The organism is Nostoc sp. (genome assembly GCF_036919555.1).
GTDB lineage: Bacteria > Cyanobacteriota > Cyanobacteriia > Cyanobacteriales > Nostocaceae > Nostoc.
Genome location: NZ_JBALCS010000102.1, coordinates 32,232 through 50,625 on the forward strand (window position 1 = coordinate 32,232; position 18,394 = coordinate 50,625).

Sequence of the window (18,394 nt, forward strand, 5' to 3'; positions counted from 1 at the left end):
TTGTGAATTTAGAATCGTTAATACTAGCAAAAAATGTACACATTAGCTACAGCGAAGGTAAGAAGAAATTTACGGCTGTGGAAGATGTTAGTTTTGCTGTGAAACCAGGAGAAAAGTTTGTAATTATTGGGCCATCGGGTTGTGGAAAGAGTACGCTGTTAAAGGCGATCGCTGGTTTTGAGTCTATCAGTAGCGGAGAATTACTGATGGCAGGTAAACGCATCTCTGTTCCCGGCCCAGATAGGATCGTTGTCTTTCAAGATTTTGAACAACTCCTACCTTGGCAGACTGTGGTGCAAAATGTTGTTTATGCCCTTGAGACTACAGGCAAAGCTGCTGGGAAAGCCGCCATTGCTGAAGCTGTAAGATATCTCGACTTGGTGGGAGTCTCAGCAGCTATCAATAAGTATCCCCATCAGTTATCAGGAGGGATGAAACAACGGGTAGCGATCGCCCGCGCTTTGGCTGTAAAACCTCAAGTTCTCCTGATGGATGAGCCTTTTGCCGCTTTGGATGCGCTGACGCGGACTCAACTGCAATACGAACTCAATACTATTTGGCAAAATACAGGGTTGACAATCATTTTAATTACCCATTCCATACCAGAAGCTATTTACCTGGGACATCGAGTTTTAGTGATGACACCAGAACCTGGAACTGTCAAAGAAATTGTTGATACCGGACAGATTAATGACATCAACACTAATAAGTTTGTCGAAGTTGCTACCTATTTAGAAAGTTTACTCAGCAATGATTCCCGTCGTGAGGCTTTTCGAGTATGAAATTTGTGACTCGAACAACAGCAAATCCCGATAAATTTGAGAAGTTATATGCTTCACTCAAAGCCAGTAGTACTTTTAGGCGCGGAGTAATTTTTTGCAGTCTATTGATTTTTTGGCAATTGTATGTATGGATTGCCCAAGTTCCCACCTTACTCATTCCTGGCCCAATAGCAGTCTTAGAAGTACTGTGGCATGACTTACTGAGTCAAAAACTGCTGCAAGCAACACTCAATACTTTGTCCGTGTTATGTATTGGTATGGTCTTAGGTTTGATTTTGGGTACGGCTTTAGCAGCTTTCGCTAAAGTTTCTCGTTTTGGTCAAGATTTGCTAATTGTAATGAGTTCGATGCTGAATCCCTTACCTGCGATCGCTATTTTACCTCTAGTGATAATTTGGTTTGGGTTCACTTCTGTTTCTATTATCGTAGTTACTGCCCATGCTACAACTTGGCCTATTGCCCTGAATACAGAAATGGGACTCAGTACCATCAACCCAACGGTTCTTATGGTGGGGAAAAACCTGGGTCTAGATGGTTTTAGACTGATTCGAGAAATTATGCTCCCTGCTGCATTGCCTCACATCTTAACAGGCTTGAGAACTGCTTGGGCTTTTGGTTGGCGTACCGTGATCGCATCTGAGTTAGTGTTTGGTTCAGGAGGTGCTACTAGCGGTTTGGGATGGCAGATTAATAACAGTCGCTACTTCCTGCAAACCGATCGCGTATTTGCTGAATTAGTGGTAATTGCAATTTTGGGTTTAGCTGCCGATTATATTTTTCGATTAATTGAAATCAAAACAGTGCAAAAATGGGGTATGAAACGTAATTAAACTGTTGGAGTGCGAAAAGCGTGCGATAAACTAATCGACCACTTTTCCTTTTACGACTGATTCTTAGCCAAAGAAGATTAACCCAAATATTAACGAGAAGAAAAGATATACCAACGAATAGTAATCTCAAAACTGGATTTTTTTTTGTTCTAATTCGACAAATATTTTTGAGCCTATAACTAGTTTCAATGCCAAATCTTTTTCGATAATCTTGATAGATGTAATCTAAATTGGTTTAGATATTGTAAGCAACATAAACAAAGTATTGAACTCCATACTTCTTACGTTTCCCCTTTCTATATTTGCAGATAATCCATAAATTAAATGTGACTGAATCATCTTTGTCTCTGGTCAAGTTCTGATGATGAAACAGTCAATTTTTTCAGCCAATATGCTACACATTACTTTTATCATTTCATTTTTTGAAATATTTCAGACTATCATAAGCATTAATTATATTCTCAGTAGCATCTAGTACTTCTGGATACGTAAGCTTAATTAGCGATCGCTCTTTTGGAAAAACTTTTTGGTTTACTGTAAACAGGCTAAAAGAAATTTTCACAGATGCCCTTAAAAAGTGGGACTGTGAATTGTTGGAGTTCAACGGGGAGTCAGACCATGTACACTTACTAATTGATTACAAATCTGACAAACCATTATCAACTCTCATTGGAAATATCAAGACAGTGAGCAGCAGGTTAATCCCTAAAGAGTTCCCCTGGTTGGCTAAAAAATACTTCTACAACAAGCCTTATTTTTGGACTAGTGCGTACTTTGTCGCTAGTTGTGGCGGGGTTACAGTTGAGCAATTAAAACATTACATTGAGAACCAAGAACAGCCTAAACAATGAAACGCTGCCGTGTTAAGTTTTATACTGGTCGCAATTCTTCTCTCGTTAAGCTTTGCGCTCATCGGGAGTCAAGAAGCTCCATTCAGATAGAAAAACCCTCCAGATTATTGAAATATCCAAAAATCTGAAGAGCTTGTGTTTGATTTTCGCAATTTTGGTAACTTTTATTCTTTGCAGGTGAAGCTAACTATTTATTTCAAGTTTGAAAATATTCGCTGCCACTCCCAGGCTTTCTTCAAAAAGTGACTCGCGCCCCCAACGTTGCACCTGCTGACTCAGCAATGCTTCCGCCTTTTGTTCCGAAAGTGAAGTCACTTGTTGAAACAAACCGGTGGATTGGGCGCCACCGTGGGTTTCCATCCGCATACAACCACCAGTTTCCGAGCAGATTACTGTACCACAGTCTGCCTGCGGATTTGTCGAACTGAGGCGCAAGGCAATCAAGTCCCCCATAATCTCACCCACATCAGCAACCGGGACACCCGCTAACTCGGCTTCTACTTGGCGTTGATCTTGGGCAATGAAGGCAATGCGAGTGATGTCATAATCTCCGATTTCCTTTTCATAGGAAACTGGCTGCCATTCTAGACGACTTGCTAACCAGCCCAAAAATAGCAAAGCTTGAGCGGGGTTGCCTTTTTCGTAATCAATAGTTACTCGATCAACTTCTCTAAGCGCCGCGCGACGGTGAGGTGAGTCGTAGGCTTCGGCTGTCAACTCTTGCCATGCTGAGAGGCGACGCCAGTTCAAGTCAGCCAGGGGAACACCACTCTCTACCAACTCTTGTAGGCGGAGTAAATCACTTTCTGGCTCGTTAAAGCGGCAAGAATCCACAATCACATTATTGCAGACTGCTGCCAGTCGCTTGAATAGACTGTTGTTTGGGTCTGGTGTTGCTTTCCACCAGAGAAACTTTGGTAAGCCGCCAATCAACAATGCTGGAATCATGCCCCCTATCCGTTCCAAGGCAGCAGCAGTTCCACTGAGAGTTATATATTCGCAGCAGATTAGTGTGCTTGACGATTGCTTTTGGATGGGGCAATAGGCAGAAACTTGAGCCTTCACCCCTTGATCTTCGCCAGCAATGGGAAACAGCGCAATAATGCGGCAGGGGTTGCGGAGGGCGATTTCATCGGCAATTCTGGGGCTTAGGGCATTTAAGCTGGGAATACTACCAGAACCATTATCCCCTGTAGCCGCGTTTCCTTGACGTTTGGCGAATTCTTCTCTCAAGATAGCCAGGGTTTGAGATGTTGCGATTCCAGTATTTGGCAGTGCATATTTTATCTGCACTTGCCGCAGCGCAGCTTCCATCTGAGGCCCTAAAATCCCGTCAAGCGGGCCGTTGTAAAATCCCAAAGTGGCCAAAAGATACTGGGTTTCTTCCGGTTCGTAAACCACTAAGGTAAATGTAGTAGCGCGAGTAGCAGCAGGAAGCCTACCGTCCTCGCCAGTAATGCCGTAGCTTTGCCAAATTTGATTCAGTTCCGTATCTATTTCGTTAAGCGAAATATCTTTTGGCGCCTGAAGTGAAAAAATTGTAGAAGCTTGGGGAGCCATAGTATTTTTAGGTTGTCAGCTTTGTTTGTTGAATAAGTTAGGAGTAAAGACGCGATTAATCGCGTCTTTACTCCTAACTTTCTACTAAAGTCTGCGCCAGCGACGCCCATCTTGGTTAATTAAGAATTCTGCTTCTGCTGGTTCCCAAGTACCGGCTTCATACTGGGGAATAGTAGTTGCGTCGGCAGGTGCATCCCAAACGGAAAGGGCTGGGTTTACTATCTGCCAAGCTGCTTCTACTTCGTCCGCCCGTGTGAACAATGTCTGATCGCCCATCATACAATCAAGGAATAGGCGATCGTAGGCATCGGATGTTGCTTGGATGCCAAAGGAACCATAACTAAAGTCCATGTCAACGGAACGGGTGCGGAATTCTGCCCCCGGCATTTTGACATCAAAACGCAAGGAAATTCCTTCATTCGGCTGAATCCGCATCGCCAAAATATTGGCGTTTACCTGTTGGGCGGCAGATTGGAACATCCGAGACGGAACTTCGCGGAAGTGAATCGAAATCTCACTGACTTTTTTCGGCATTCGCTTCCCGGTACGCAAGTAGAAAGGAACACCTTTCCAGCGCCAGTTGTCTACCAAAAACTTCATCGCTACGTAGGTGGGTGTGGTGGAGTTGGGATCAACGCCTGGTTCTGCCCGATATCCTGGTGCTGCTTGACCCTTCATCCAGCCAGCACTATACTGACCGCGTACTGCTGAACCTGATAGATTGTGAACATCAGCTAAACGAGTAGCTCGTAGTACCTTCACTTTTTCTGTGCGGATACTGTCGGCATCCATTGCGTTGGGTGCTTCCATCGCTGTTAGGCAGTAAAGTTGCATGAGGTGATTTTGCAACATATCCCGCAGTGCGCCAGCGCTTTCATAGTAACCAGCCCGGTCTTCCACTCCCACGGTTTCTGCCACGGTAATTTGTACGTGGTCAACAAATTGACGATTCCACAACGGCTCAAAAATCGCATTGGCAAAGCGAAACACCAGTAAATTCTGGACTGTTTCTTTACCCAAGTAGTGGTCAATGCGGTAAACTTGGTTTTCTTTACAAAATTTCTGTACCACTTGGTTAAGACTCTGGGCAGAAGCCAAGTCCCGACCAAAAGGTTTTTCAATTACTAGACGATGTTTGTAGGGATCTTCTAGCATCCCCAGGCTTCCTAGCTGCTTAATGGCTTCGGGGAAGAATGAGGGGGCAACTGAGAGGTAAAACATCCGATTCCCTCGCGTGCCCCGTTTTTCGTCTAATTCGGTCAATAAGCTTTTTAGTTTCTGGTAGCCTTCGGGGTTGTCTATATCCCCAGGACTGTAGAAGAGTCCTTGAGAGAAGTCTTGCCAGAGTTCCCCTAAATCGACATCGGGATGCGCCTCTTCCATGCCTTTTTGCATCTGTTCACGGAAGTATTCGTGGCTCCACTCTCGACGTGCCACACCGACAATGGTGGTTTCTGGTGGAATACGCCGTTCTCGCCGCAATTTGTAAAGTGCTGGCACTAGTTTGCGCCAGGTGAGATCACCAGAAGCGCCAAAAATAACTATAATCTGGGGTTCGGGCATCCCTTGTTGTTGCAGACCAACGCGCAAGGGATTTTCTAGCAGACTAACCATAGGAATTTTGGATTTTGAGATGGGGCATTGGGCATTGGGCATTGGACATGGGGCATGGGGCATGGGGCATGGGGCATTGGGCATTGGGCATGGAGCATTGGTTATTCTCTTTGTCCCCTTGTCCCCTTATCCCCTTGTTCCCTTGTCCCCTTGTCCCCACTCCCTAGCCCCTACACTGGTGACAATACCTTGATCTTTTCTTCTAAAGAGTTCATCAAGGACTGGAAGGGCTGGATAAACTTGTCAATACCTTCGACTAACAGTTCATCCATTACGGCATCGAGATCGATGTTAATGTCGGGATCTTTGAGGTTTTCGATCAGCGTGTAAGCTTTGTCTACATCTGTTTCTAAGCGATCGCCTACGTTACAATGATCGGCACAAGCTTTAATTGTCGCTGGTGGTACGGTGTTGACGGTATCACGGCCAATCAACTCTTCGATATACATCACGTCTCTGTAGTTGGGGTCTTTGGTGCTGGTGCTAGCCCAAAGTAGTCGTTGTACTGTGGCCCCTTTTGCTACCAAGGCTTGCCAACGATCGCTCTCGATAATTTTCTTGTATTCTTGGTACGCAACCTTAGCGTTAGCGATCGCTATTTTCCCTTTAACAGCCAAGAGCTTTGCTTCCACGGCAATATCATCAACGCCTTTTTTCAACTTAGCATCAATTTTGGTGTCAACGTTGCTATCGATCCGACTGAGGAAGAAGCTAGCCACTGAAGCAATTCTACTGATGTCTTTACCCTCAGCCACCCGTTTTTCTAAGCCCCGAATATAAGCCCAAGCTGTGTTGATGTAGCTTTCTACAGAGAACAGCAGCGTAATATTGACATTCATCCCTTCGGCTATTACCTGTTCCACTGCTGGTAAACCAGGTTCTGTACCGGGAATTTTAATCATCAAGTTTTCCCGACCAATTTCTTGGAAATAGCGCCGGGCTTCGGCTATGGTTGCTTCAGTATCATGGGCAATGGTTGGTGGTACTTCCATACTCACATAACCATCTAGTCTATTCGAGGCTTCATAAACAGGGCGTAAAATATCACAGGCATTACGGATATCTGCAAAAACTAGGGATTCGTAAATTTTCTGTATCGGTAAGCCAGTCCGAACTCCGGCTTCGATATCGGCATCATAAATAACGTTACCAGCGATCGCTTTTTCAAAGATAGTTGGGTTAGAGGTAATCCCAGAGATGCCTTGATTTTCAACCAGGTCTTTGAGTTCGCCTGATTGAATAATGTCACGGGTCAAATTATCGATCCAGATACTTTGACCGTATTGCTTAATTTCTAGTAGATGATTGGTAGCCATAGCTCTAATTTGTTTCACTCCTGTATAGTGATGTTTCCAAGTAAAGTTGACAAAACTCATCAAATTTTGATGGTGACTTTTGAATTGTGGCGTTGCCAATCACTTATCGCATCGGCCAGCTGAGATAATCTTTAATACATCTTCAAGAAGTGCTATTCTCCATTTCCAATCCTAAATCACCATGATTAACTTTTAATTAATGGCAGATGTTACTACAGCACGGCGTAAATAAGCCCCCCTTCTAAAACGTCTAAAACCCTTATGTAACAGTAATTACGAATTGTCTTCTAATGTCCGTTTTGAGTAAAAGACTCCACTTTTGCGACATCCTCTTTGCTACCAATAATTAAAGGCGTGCGCTGATGCAGTTTTTTCGGCACTACATCCAAAATATCCATCAGTCCTGTGGTAGCACGACCGCCTGCTTGCTCAATCAAAAAGGCGAGAGGAGCGGTTTCATAAAGCAAGCGCAATTTCCCTTCTGGGTTTTGAATTGTACCTGGGTAGAGAAACACGCCGCCTTGAACCAAAAGTCTATGGATGTCGCTCACCATTGCGCCGCTATAACGAGCGGTATAACCTTCTGTGCGATGAACGTAGCGGATATATTCTCGAATCGATTCTTCCCACTGCCAGAAGTTACCTTCGTTCACGCTGTAAACAGAACCGTGGTTAGGAATGCGGATATTTTCTTCTGTGAGAATAAACTCTCCTAAGCTGGGATCAAGGACAAAGGAATGAACGCCCTTACCTATAGTATAAACCAGCATTGTGCAGGGGCCATACAAGATATATCCAGCAGCGAGTTGCTTACGTCCGTTGGTGAGGAGGTCAGTTGCTTTGCGATCGCTATCAGTTCCTTCTTGTTGGCGAATGGCAAAAATGGAACCTAAGCTGAGATTAATATCAGTGTTGGATGAGCCATCAATTGGATCATACAGCAAAGTATAGCGTCCAATGGGGCAATTTTCCGGGATGTAATAGGGATTTTCCATTTCCTCAGAAGCAAGGCGACAGACTAAGCCGCTTTGCTTAAACACCGAGATAAACACATCATTGGCATAGATATCCATCTTTTTGACGGATTCGCCTTGCACATTAACTTCCCCGGTAAATCCGAGAACGCCTTCCATTAATCCGGCGCGACTCATGCGACGAGCGACCAGTTTGCCAGCCAGGGCGATGCGATTCATCAGCGCACTTAAATCTTGTGCATCTGGCGAAAAACTCTGAAGTTGTTGTAAAACGTGACGCGATAAGGTTGTACAATCACGATCTAAGGATTTGTCTGTAGCGTCGTAGGTAGATAAGTCTAAAGATTCTGGCGCTTGAGTCATTTTTGTGTTATCCGCAGCCACTAGCTGTTAGTTGGGTTTTAGTTGTGTATGGCAACTTATAATAGTTGCTGCCTCTATCTTAGAAAGGGAATTTGAGAACTTAGATGCGACTTTAGATAAACTAAAGAAATCAATTTTTAGTGACTCCTGCATTCAGAGCCTAGATACGTAGTAATTTGTCTAAGACATCACCAAGATTGCAGTCAGTAATTTACCTAAATCAATAGACTACAGAAGGTATTGAAGAAGAATTCAGCTATTCTGAATTCAGGAGCGGAGCCGGAGACGCTCCTGACTCCTGAATTCTGTTTCGATAAAGTAGAGGTAAAGGTTTAGTCTTCTCTATTGGCAACGCATGGGTGTAATGCAACTAGGATTTCGTGGAGCGGAATTAATTATGACTGCTTTAACTTTACAATTACCTCCTAATCTCAAATTTACGGATGAGGAATTTGAACAGATTGTTGCTGTGAATAAAGAGTTGCATTTGGAATTAACTGCTGAAGGAGAATTGGTAATCATGTCACCCACTGGAGGAGAAACCGGAAACCGTAATTTTGATTTGTTAGGTCAACTATGGTTTTGGAACAGTCAAAATAATTTAGGAAAAGCTTTTGATTCTTCTACTGGTTTTAAACTTTCTAATGGTGCAACTCGTTCTCCTGATGCTTCTTGGGTAAAGATGGAATGGTGGGATACTCTCACACCACAACAAAGAAAAAAATATCTCTCCTTGTGTCCAGACTTTGCAGTAGAATTGGTTTCTGAAACTGATGATGTGGAGGACACTCAAGCCAAGATGCTGGAATACTTAGCAAATGGTTTTCAACTTGGTTGGTTAATTAATCCCAAAGATAAACAAGTAATCATTTATCGCCCTAATCAAGCACCAGAAGTTTTACAATCTCCTACAAGTTTATCTGGTGAAGATGTTCTCCCTGGTTTTATTTTAAATTTACAGCCAATTTTTGCGTAGATGAATCGTTATTTTGATTGTTAATGCAAATCCTAATGCCATTTTGTAAAGTCTTTCATAATTTTTATATAAGACTTACGCAAAACTACAGGCTGTAGGGGCAATTTAAATATTACTAAAACAGTAGGTTAGTAAGTGGCTTGTAAACGGCTTAAAAGATATTCTCCTGCCAGAATCGGTGCATAAATGGGAGGATATTGTTTTTGACAGTTTTCAAGACAAGCGATTTCCGTATCGTCGTTGGGATGACAGAAAAATGCCACAGAATACCGAGATTGTTTTACTCTCTCGTCACTGGGAAGGATTACCCGATGTTTGGTTGAGCAAAAAACATGATTAGTCCACCGTTGCATTAAATCCCCAGTATTGACTATGACACTATCGGGGATTACTGGCGCAGCAATCCACTTCCCATCTGCTGTTTGTATTTCCAAGCCCCCTATTGTGTCTTGAAACAGTAAGGTAATGCTGCCATAATCTGAGTGTTCGCCAGCACGTATCTGTCCCAGTTGAGATAGCTGTTGTACTGGTGGATAATGCAGCAGTCGCAGGGTATGATTTTGTTCACTATGTCTAGTTGCAAAAAAATCTTCTGGCAATTGCAAAGCTAAAGCAAATGCTTGCAATATTGTGTTAGCTAATTCTGTGCAAGCTTGATAAAAAGTGGAAATAGAAGAGTCTTTTGCAGGAAAATTCACCAATGACACAGAAAAATTATCCGCGTCTTTTCGTCCCACATTAAACGCCTCTTTCAAATCACCAGGATTATTAGCATCAAGTCTTTCTCTCTCAAGTCCAATATAACCTTGATTGCTAAATCTATGACTCCAAGCTAATCGCTGTTTTAGTTCTAAAGGTAAGTTGAAAAAGTCTTTGCTTTTTGTCATGACTTGCTTGATTAGGTCTGGAGGCATACCATGATTTTGCAAGTATATAAAGCCGATTTCATGGCAAGCTTGATATATTTGCTTAACTACAGTTTGCCTGTTTTTAGCATTACTCTCAGTAAAAAAAGAAAAATTAATAACTGGAATCTGAATCATTTTGAAATTTTCACTCTAGATTTGGTTATATCTGAAACCGAAACCGTAATATAGGAATCATATTTGATTTTTGAACAAAATTAGGTATTGTAGGGTGTGTTAGAACGCAGTTCGTAACGCACCAAACCGTTGATGATGGTGCGTTACGCTGTCGCTAACACACCCTACGTATCTTTTCAGAAATCAAATACTAGTCCTATAGATTATTAACACTTGCTGAAACAATGTAATTATGATTATTTTAATAATAACGTTACCAATTTACGAGGGTTCAATGCCCATAGAAACGGGATGAATACGACCCAAAGCAGTAAACTTGGCAACAGTATTGATGATTGAATCCCTTTTAACTAATGTAAGGGTACTGAGTATTTCTTTAACCATGCCCACTGCCCGGCTGTCTGATTGGTGTTGTTTACAGGTAAGCTGAAAAACATCTACCAACAGCTATTTAAAAACTGAGCAGAACTATAAACGTTTATCGAATGGCACTAAGATAAGCCTAAAGTCTTGTGTTGCCTAGTTAAGAGCCTGGAGGCTGGGAATGTATTCCGAGAGGCTCTGCCTCTGGTGAAGTCACTAGAGGCGGAGCCTTCTAGAATCGGTTAAGAGCCTGGAGGCTGGGAAGCAGTCAGAGAAAGGGTTATGTCTTAACTTAGTGCCATTCGGTTATTACCTATGCTGCTGGAACAGCCAGTTGCGGATGCCTTCAATCGTGTAGGCGACGCGCCAGGTGTTCCGGTGCCCTGCCGCACCTGCGGTGCTTTGCCCCAGAGGAATCACTGTGCCTTGTCGGAAGGCGACATAATAAATACTGCTGTCCGGCCCCGCTTGGAGCAGGTCCGCCACGTCACGCTTGAACTGTGCGGCACTGGCGTTGCCGTCCCACACGGCGCGCGTCACTCTCGCGCCGTGTTTTTCCAGTTCAGCAGTGATGGCATTCATGCCAGGGTAGGCTTTGTCGTCATCTTGAGAGACTACGATCCACAACTTGTTTTTCGCCATCGGTGCGACTTTGGTCGCATCCCACTGACCGGCGACAAGTAATGAACCCGCGAACAATTTGGGGTGCTTGATGTTCAGAGCGATAGCCGTCATGCATCCCCCGGACTGGCCTGTGCTATACAAGCGGTTCCCGTCGATGCTGTATCGCTTTTGCAAATCTTGTATCAGCCGGACGGTAACATCTGCGTAATCAGAGGTTTGGGAGCTATCGTTGGCAAGCGCCACGGGATACTGCGGAGCCAAGACGAACGCCGGGTGTTTGGCCTGCTCCTCAGAACTGGCCCAAACGATCGCGCCCAAACCCTGCACCAATGTCGTATAGGGGTTGATATTGGTGACGCCCAAATCATGCATGAACAGCACCATCGGGTATTTCGTGTTCGGAGCGTAGTTTTTGGGAATGAAAAGGTTATACGTGAGAACCAAGCCTGTCACTGGATCGGTGAATTTGAACTGCTGAAAATCATCCACGATCAAGTTCATTTGTCGGGTGTTCGAGATGGGTTTTGTGGTCGGGGCATACCATAGGCCAGATGCCGTTTGGACTCTTGCTGTCTGATTTACGGTAACGGACGCCTGGCGCAGCACCGGGCCTTGAGGGTTGTAAGTAGGGGCGTTGGAATCGGCTGTATCCAGTTCGATGACGACAAAGTTTCCATCTCTGCCCACTTGTGATTTTTCGGGGCGAGCATTGGCATACACTCGCATAATATTACGCCCGGTGACAGTGAAGGCGGTAGTCGAGAGGCTGCTGTTTTTGATAGGCATATCATACTCGACGATCACAACCGTGAGACGCTGCCCATCACTAAAGACCTCAGTTACGGCAGTTGCGGCTTTAATGTGTTCGCTGTAGAAAACGGTGTCCTGCATCCCAGGGCCACCTCCGGCCTTCTGTTCGCCTGTTAGAACGCTTTTCGTGGGGATGTCGCTCATGGGGACGGTTTGTGCTCCACTCCTTGCTGTTGGTGTCATCGCAAGGAGAAGCGCGGCAAGGGGCATTGTTGCGTTTTTCACAATTTAGAGCCTGTTCCGATTACTTTTTCAGTATGCGTGTTTCTGTCTCCTTAGTATGTCGCCGCGCGCGAGCAGCCCAACTATTTATTATACGGAAAGTTTCCGTATAATCTTTTTCTAAATCCTAATATATCAAGCATTACAGCTACCAAGCATTACAGCAGGGCGAACACATCTTGTCAATAAGAGTAATCTATTATCAATAAAGTCTTAAATAATCGCATTAAGCATAGCTTATTGACTTAGTACTAAGTCTCGATTATTACTAATTTCTACTTAGATTAGAAAGAAGCGATCGCTATAAATCAGATTCTTTGATTGACTACATGAGTTCAGCTTTTTGTCAATAGATTTTTGTAACATTTTAGATGCGTTCGCCCTGGTTCACGCCCTTTGTATTATTGCCAATAAAACTCATGTGTTGTAAAAAAGTTTCAGTATCTGGTGGTGTTATTCTGATTATCCAAAATCCCTAACCTCAAATGGGTATATGGCAAAGTTAGTTGTTCTGAAACTGGATGGTAATTTGTCAGAACAACAGATATCGCGTGACACTGGAAATTGGAGCAGAAAATGCTCGCCCAAAAATATAAGTTTCTGGCAATCTACCTGCATCTCCCGACTTGACTATTTACTTAAACCAGTGGTCTGAAGCAAGACTTCAAATATCAATGGTAAGTAAGTCGGCGCTAATATTTCAAGCTATGTTAAGAAATTTAAATGTAGGGTGCGTTGTCGCCAAGCGCCGCACCATCAACGATTCAAGGTGCGTTAGCCTACGGCGTAACACACTCTACTTCAAATTCATATTTCTTCATATACATTGAATTTTTCTCACCGACTTACTTACTTACTTGAAAGTTTATTGTGGCGATCGCCAAACCACATCTAAGTATTTTGACGTTAACGCATGGGTGCAACGGATGCCGCTAACGAACGAGCTTGAAAGTCAGTTAAAGACAGCAAAATTAAAACCATATACTGCCTATGCTGTCAATTATATTTGGCAGGATGCTGTAACTAATTTAGGCTCACGGGTACTTGGTGGTGTTGGGCTAATTTGTTAACAGCTGTTGACTTGTCAGAATTTGCCTGTGCGCCTTTGTTTTGCCTTATGAATTATGATGCAGTTAAGGCGGTGGATAAACAGAAGATAACTCAATACTGACAGTGTTAATGCTGGAGGTTGGTATTAGGAAATTTGTGAATGGTGGCGAGAGCGATTGCCTTGTTTTGTTTCTTAACCAATCTGATCTTTGGTGCTAATTGCTAGTTAAGATCAACAGTGGAAACACTAATTTATCCGGGAGTAACGGGCATGGAAACTATTGAAGGCACCTCTGGAAACGACTATCTAACTGCTGGGACTCAAGGAAACTATCAAATATACGGCTATGAAGGCAATGACACTCTAATAGGTGGGTCGGGTGACGACTACTTAGATGGAGGAGATGGTGACGACTCCTTAGTTGGAGGAGATGGTAATGACGTTCTCACTGGTGGTTCTGGTAGCGATACCTTAGTTGGAGGAGATGGTAATGACGTTCTCACTGGTGGTTCTGGTAGCGATACCTTTGTCCTGAATTACTCAGGTGGCGGTATTGATAGAATTACAGACTTCTCAGTTGACGACGATGTTCTTCAAATTACTACCCCTGTTATTGGCTTCTCTCAATATGTTATAGGTAGACCATCATCTCTGACCAATTATGAACTGCCTGAAGATGCTGCCATTGTCTCTACTAAGTTTACAACTCCTTCACTAACGCTTGGATTGAGTAACGCTAGCAATCCTTCTGATATTTTTACATATAACGCAAATACGGGTGCTCTATTTTATATGAATCAGCAGCTAGCCTGGCTACCTATTCACCTTGACTGGAATAATGCTGTTGTAGTGCCTGCGTCGAGTATTCATAATGACTAGTATTCATAATAATGAATCAAATGAATCAAAATTCTAACTCCCCAGCAGGGTTTCCTAGCAGAGTTGGAGGGAGCCAAACTCCCCTTCTACCGTGTATACACAAGCGAGGGGTTCGCGCTTTGATTACGGAATTGGTATTCTAGCCAGCGATGAAATAACTTTGGTGATTAAGGAGATAAGTTGAGTGAGTTTAAGAAGTTGGTTCGATCGCGTTTGTCACTTAGGGTTGTCAGGTCTGCTGATTATAGTGGGTGCGATTGGAACACAAGGAGGCGATCGCACATCCGCTCAGGTGACTCCTGATCCCTCTGTAAGAACTAAAGTCAGGACAATCGACGACACTACCTTGGAGATTACAGGGGGTACAACCGTTGGCAATACAAATTTATTCCATAGTTTCAGCAACTTTAGTGTTAAAAGCAAGGAGATAGTAGATTTCCATAACGCCTCTAATATCAACAATATTTTGGTGCGAGTTACAGGGAGAAACCCCTCTGACATCCAGGGAACACTTCAAGCTCAAGCTAATCTCTTTTTAATAAATCCCAACGGCATCATATTTGGAGGAAATGCCCAATTAAAAATTGGCGGTTCATTTATCGGCACAACAGCCAGTGCGATCGAGTTTCCGGGTGGTGGAGAATTTTCTATGACTTCACCCGTCAATCCGCTTAACCCCTTGTTGAGAGTGAATCCTTCTGCATTTCTATTCAATCAAATTCTATCTCAGCCTATTAACTCGATTCAAGTCAATAAAATACGACGTCTATCCGTTCCTGAAAATCAGAGTTTAGTACTATTGGGAGGCGATGTAAATTTAGAACGAGCGACACTGGAGGCTCAAGATGGTCGAGTCGAATTAGGAGGATTGGCAGGAGTAGGAACGGTAGGGTTGAACATTGATAAAAACAATTTCCGCTTAAGTTTTCCTGATAATGTAGCGCGAGCAGATGTATCTCTTACCCGAGCTACAGTAACTGCTAGTGGTGAAGGCGGTGGTGGTATTCAGGTACAAGGCAAGCGCGTTACACTCGCTGATAGTTCAAAGATTGCGGTTAATACTTTAGTCTCAAAATCGGGAGGAACATTAGTGGTGAACGCATCGGAGTCAGTAGAACTCTTGGGAGGAAGCCGTCTGTTGACTGAGACAACAAGCTCTGGATCTGCCGGAGAATTAAGGATTGAAACTGGGCGGTTGATTGTTCAAGATGGCTCGCAGGTTTCAGCTTCCACTTCTTTACAATCTACAGGAGGGGGAGGAACGTTGTCTGTAACTGCGGACTCTATCCAACTCATTGGAACCTCGCCAGACAATAAACACAGTCCCAGTGGTTTGTCTACTCTAACACAAGGCGCTGGAAATGCCGGAGAATTGAAGATTGAAACTGGGCAGTTGATTGTTCAAGATGGAGCACAAATTTCAGCTGACACTAGTAGCGAGGGACAGGGAGGAAAGTTGTTTGTCAACGCAAAAGACTCTATCCAACTCATTGGAACCTTGCCAGACAATGAACCCAGTGGCTTATTTGTTGGGACTACATCTGCTGGAGATGCCGGAAACTTAGAGATAAAAACTGGGCAATTGATTGTTCAAAATGGGGCAAGAATTTCAGCTTCCACTTCTGGTGAGTCTACTGGAAATGGGGGAAGCATCATAGTTAAGGCTGAAGAATTAAATGTCTTAAATAACGGTGAGATAACTGTGAGCAGTCAAGGCACAAAAAAGGCAGGTGATTTGGAAATCACTGCTCGTTCTATCAAATTGGATAATGGCCAGCTTATTGGTCAAGCTAACTCCGGTGATGGTGGCAATATTGAGTTGAACCTGCGAGATTTATTATTCCTAAGCGGCAACAGCCTGATATCTGCTACCGCAGGCATTGAAGGGGCTGGTGGAAATGGCGGTAATATCACCATCAATACCCCTGACGGCTTCATCGTCGCCAAACCAAATGAAAACAGCGACATCACCGCCAATGCCCACAATGGTAAAGGGGGAACAGTCAAAATCAACGCTACTAAGATTTTTGGAATTGCCTCACTAACTAGCGAAGACCTTAAAAGGTTGCGCCCTACTGATTCAGACCCGAGTAAACTTCAGACAAATGATATTACGGCAATTTCTCAAATAAGTCCTAATTTAAGCGGCATTGTAGAAATTAACACCGTCGATGTTGACCCCTATCGAGGATTATTAATTAATTTACCAGCCGTACCAGTTGATACTCAAGTGTCGCAAGTCTGTCAAGCACGCACAACACAAAATCAAAACAGTTTTACGATCACTGGACGTGGCGGTTTACCCCGCAATCCCTATGACCTTCTTTCTCCTAATGCAGTTCTGGTAGATTGGGTAACTCTCGACCCAAGGGGTGAAAACCCCGTTAGTACAGATGTTTCTAATCAGGCAACTAGCCCGACACCAGCGCCGATTGTGGAAGCGCAAGGGTGGGTGAGAAATGCAAAAGGAGAGATTGTACTAACGGCTTATGCGCCTACAATCACGCTTCATAGTTCGTGGCAGAAACCAGCTAATTGCCGTAGTGATTTTTAGATTTTAGATTGCGGACTGGGTAGTTGCTCTGTGACCATTCTTGAAAATAATCGTTTTTGGTTTTTCCCTGCCTCTTGTCAACTCAGCATCTGCCACAAACCAGAAATCTTTGTGGGAACGACTGAAAACCCGAACATTAGGTGAACGGGCTATGAGTAACCAATGATCGCTATCAGCGATATAGCCAATTTCGCTTAGTTAATGGTGAATATATTTTACAACCAGGCGATAAAATCTGGATGCCGGAAATTGGTTTAGGTCTTGGACGTGAACGGGGAACTTACCAAATAATCACGCGAGAATGGTTGTATTGGTTAGGACTTACGCATTGACAGGAAAAACTAAATATGTAGTATGAATTTCAGCCATTAAACCTAGATTTTTCGACACTTTTTAGGCGATGCCTGGGTTGGGCTACGCCTACGCTATTTATCAAAGGATGATTTCTAAAAGCCTGAAACGACGTATTCTCGTTGATGCACAAGATAATAAATTTGTACAGTGCGTAAGTCCTAGAAAAAATCATGACTTTAAGAAAAAAATCACGACTTTAAGAAAAAAATCGTGACTTTAAGAAAAAAATCGTGACTTTAAGAAAAAAATCGTGATTTTAAGACGGAAAGCTTAGAGATAAGACGCAATGAGTTGAAAAAGCAACGCTAGGGTATCTAAAATCGAAAATATTCTGATAAATCTCAATTTTTTAACTTAATTGCCATAACGCACCGCCAGACTACGAAACTTAAAAAGCAAGATGTCAAGCCACCTTGCGGCATTGCATCGGTGTCGTCTCAGAACAACCACAGCAATATCAGCAGACAAATCATTGAGTAGTGCATAAAAAATCCGGCATTGCTGAATCCAGGGATGATTCTTGTGGGGTGGGCATCCTGCCATTGGAGTCAACTTAAGCTAAAAGTCGTTTAAAACCTCGTTTCTAGCCAGAGGCGAGTAATTACAAAAAAAGAAGGTTTCCTTAATTAGAAGCTTGTGGTTAATTAATTATCTAGTAGTCAAATTAAAACTGTACGTTCATTATCAGAATAAATAGGTAATTTCTTAATTTGGTAATATCAATTAATTCAATAATATCTTTACTAGAGCGACACTCCAGTAGAAACACTCAATCCTAAAATAAATGTATTTGCTACAGTCTAAACCAAAGGTTTACTTTAATTACTGTAACTGACTCTACTAAGTTTACAACTCGTTCACTAACGCTTGGATCGAGTAACGCTAGCAAACCTCCTGATTATTTTACATATAACGCAAATACGGGTGCTCTATTTTATTCAAATCAGCAGCTAGCCTGGCTACCTCTTAACCTTGACTGGAATAATACTGTTCTAGTGCCTGCGTCGAGGATTCCTAATGTCGAGTATTGATATAGCGTTTCATAATCACATGAGGTACATCATAGTCCCCTCCTCGCTTGCTCTTAGGGGGTTGGGGGTGGGGTTCTTGTACCTCACTCAAGCGAGAACCGCTATAACCCTCTTCTGTCACTCTCCGAAAACTTTTGCCATTTCTGAATTCTAGAGCTTTTGTATATGAAGCGATCGCGCGATTATTTTCTAATAAC

The 18,394-nt window shown here is 43.3% G+C and carries 15 protein-coding genes and 2 pseudogenes; 8 read left to right on the forward strand and 9 right to left on the reverse strand.

Features of this window, described 5'->3' with window-relative positions; genetic code table 11:
* Positions 1-2 precede the first annotated feature (2 nt).
* The gene (locus V7K36_RS28630; RefSeq protein ID WP_335121038.1) at positions 3-782 is read left to right on the forward strand and encodes an ABC transporter ATP-binding protein; all 780 of its coding nucleotides are present in this window, start codon (positions 3-5) and stop codon (positions 780-782) included.
* Positions 779-1,612 carry an ABC transporter permease gene (locus V7K36_RS28635; protein WP_335121039.1) on the forward strand — a complete coding sequence of 278 codons (834 nt, stop codon included), beginning with the start codon at positions 779-781 and terminating at the stop codon, positions 1,610-1,612. Before V7K36_RS28630 ends, V7K36_RS28635 begins: the two co-directional genes overlap by 4 nt.
* 1 nt (position 1,613) lies before the next feature.
* On the opposite strand, the pseudogene V7K36_RS34325 reads toward V7K36_RS28635, so the two are convergent.
* Positions 1,614-1,967: pseudogene (locus V7K36_RS34325) on the reverse strand (ISH3 family transposase); the annotation flags it as partial.
* A gap of 142 nt (positions 1,968-2,109) precedes the next feature.
* On the opposite strand from V7K36_RS34325, the gene tnpA reads away from it, so the two are divergent.
* On the forward strand, positions 2,110-2,463 hold the full coding sequence (gene tnpA, locus V7K36_RS34330) for an IS200/IS605 family transposase (RefSeq protein ID WP_442948527.1): 354 nt from the start codon (positions 2,110-2,112) through the stop codon (positions 2,461-2,463).
* 183 nt (positions 2,464-2,646) lie between these two features.
* On the opposite strand, the gene opcA is transcribed toward tnpA, so the two are convergent.
* From opcA to fbp, 4 genes are all read right to left on the reverse strand, one after another.
* Positions 2,647-4,023 (reverse strand): glucose-6-phosphate dehydrogenase assembly protein OpcA, encoded by a 1,377-nt coding sequence (opcA, locus tag V7K36_RS28640; protein ID WP_335121041.1) that lies wholly within the window; start codon positions 4,021-4,023, stop codon positions 2,647-2,649.
* 84 nt (positions 4,024-4,107) lie between these two features.
* Positions 4,108-5,637, reverse strand: a complete 1,530-nt coding sequence (gene zwf / locus V7K36_RS28645; RefSeq protein ID WP_335121054.1) for a glucose-6-phosphate dehydrogenase — start codon at positions 5,635-5,637, stop codon at positions 4,108-4,110.
* A 170-nt stretch (positions 5,638-5,807) separates the two neighbouring features.
* Positions 5,808-6,953: a transaldolase gene (gene tal, locus V7K36_RS28650; protein ID WP_335121042.1), complete on the reverse strand. Its 1,146-nt coding sequence runs from the start codon at positions 6,951-6,953 to the stop codon at positions 5,808-5,810.
* 287 nt (positions 6,954-7,240) lie between these two features.
* Complete coding sequence (gene fbp / locus V7K36_RS28655; RefSeq protein WP_335121044.1) at positions 7,241-8,290, reverse strand: class 1 fructose-bisphosphatase; 1,050 nt, start codon at positions 8,288-8,290, stop codon at positions 7,241-7,243.
* A gap of 397 nt (positions 8,291-8,687) precedes the next feature.
* On the opposite strand from fbp, the gene V7K36_RS28660 reads away from it, so the two are divergent.
* The gene (locus V7K36_RS28660; protein WP_335121045.1) at positions 8,688-9,266 is read left to right on the forward strand and encodes a Uma2 family endonuclease; all 579 of its coding nucleotides are present in this window, start codon (positions 8,688-8,690) and stop codon (positions 9,264-9,266) included.
* A 128-nt stretch (positions 9,267-9,394) separates the two neighbouring features.
* On the opposite strand, the gene V7K36_RS28665 is transcribed toward V7K36_RS28660, so the two are convergent.
* Together V7K36_RS28665 and V7K36_RS28670 are read right to left on the reverse strand one after the other, a co-directional pair.
* Positions 9,395-10,309, reverse strand: a complete 915-nt coding sequence (locus V7K36_RS28665) for an isopenicillin N synthase family dioxygenase (protein WP_335121047.1) — start codon at positions 10,307-10,309, stop codon at positions 9,395-9,397.
* A 672-nt stretch (positions 10,310-10,981) separates the two neighbouring features.
* Positions 10,982-12,331 carry a hypothetical protein gene (locus tag V7K36_RS28670; RefSeq protein ID WP_335121048.1) on the reverse strand — a complete coding sequence of 450 codons (1,350 nt, stop codon included), beginning with the start codon at positions 12,329-12,331 and terminating at the stop codon, positions 10,982-10,984.
* 854 nt (positions 12,332-13,185) lie between these two features.
* Here V7K36_RS28670 and V7K36_RS28675 point away from each other — a divergent pair.
* The 4 genes and pseudogenes from V7K36_RS28675 to V7K36_RS28690 form a co-directional block, all read left to right on the forward strand.
* Complete coding sequence (locus V7K36_RS28675; protein ID WP_335121049.1) at positions 13,186-13,398, forward strand: DUF928 domain-containing protein; 213 nt, start codon at positions 13,186-13,188, stop codon at positions 13,396-13,398.
* A gap of 251 nt (positions 13,399-13,649) precedes the next feature.
* Positions 13,650-14,258, forward strand: a complete 609-nt coding sequence (locus tag V7K36_RS28680) for a calcium-binding protein (protein WP_335121050.1) — start codon at positions 13,650-13,652, stop codon at positions 14,256-14,258.
* A 184-nt stretch (positions 14,259-14,442) separates the two neighbouring features.
* Positions 14,443-16,812 (forward strand): filamentous hemagglutinin N-terminal domain-containing protein, encoded by a 2,370-nt coding sequence (locus V7K36_RS28685; protein ID WP_335121051.1) that lies wholly within the window; start codon positions 14,443-14,445, stop codon positions 16,810-16,812.
* A gap of 188 nt (positions 16,813-17,000) precedes the next feature.
* Positions 17,001-17,126 (forward strand): annotated as a pseudogene (locus V7K36_RS28690) (Uma2 family endonuclease); the annotation flags it as partial.
* A 394-nt stretch (positions 17,127-17,520) separates the two neighbouring features.
* Here V7K36_RS28690 and V7K36_RS28695 read toward each other — a convergent pair.
* Entirely contained in the window at positions 17,521-17,709 is a 189-nt protein-coding gene (locus V7K36_RS28695) for a hypothetical protein (RefSeq protein ID WP_335121052.1), read from the reverse strand.
* Positions 17,710-18,180: 471 nt separating this feature from the next.
* Positions 18,181-18,394: hypothetical protein (locus tag V7K36_RS28700; protein ID WP_335121053.1), on the reverse strand; the 214-nt coding region annotated here is incomplete at its 5' end.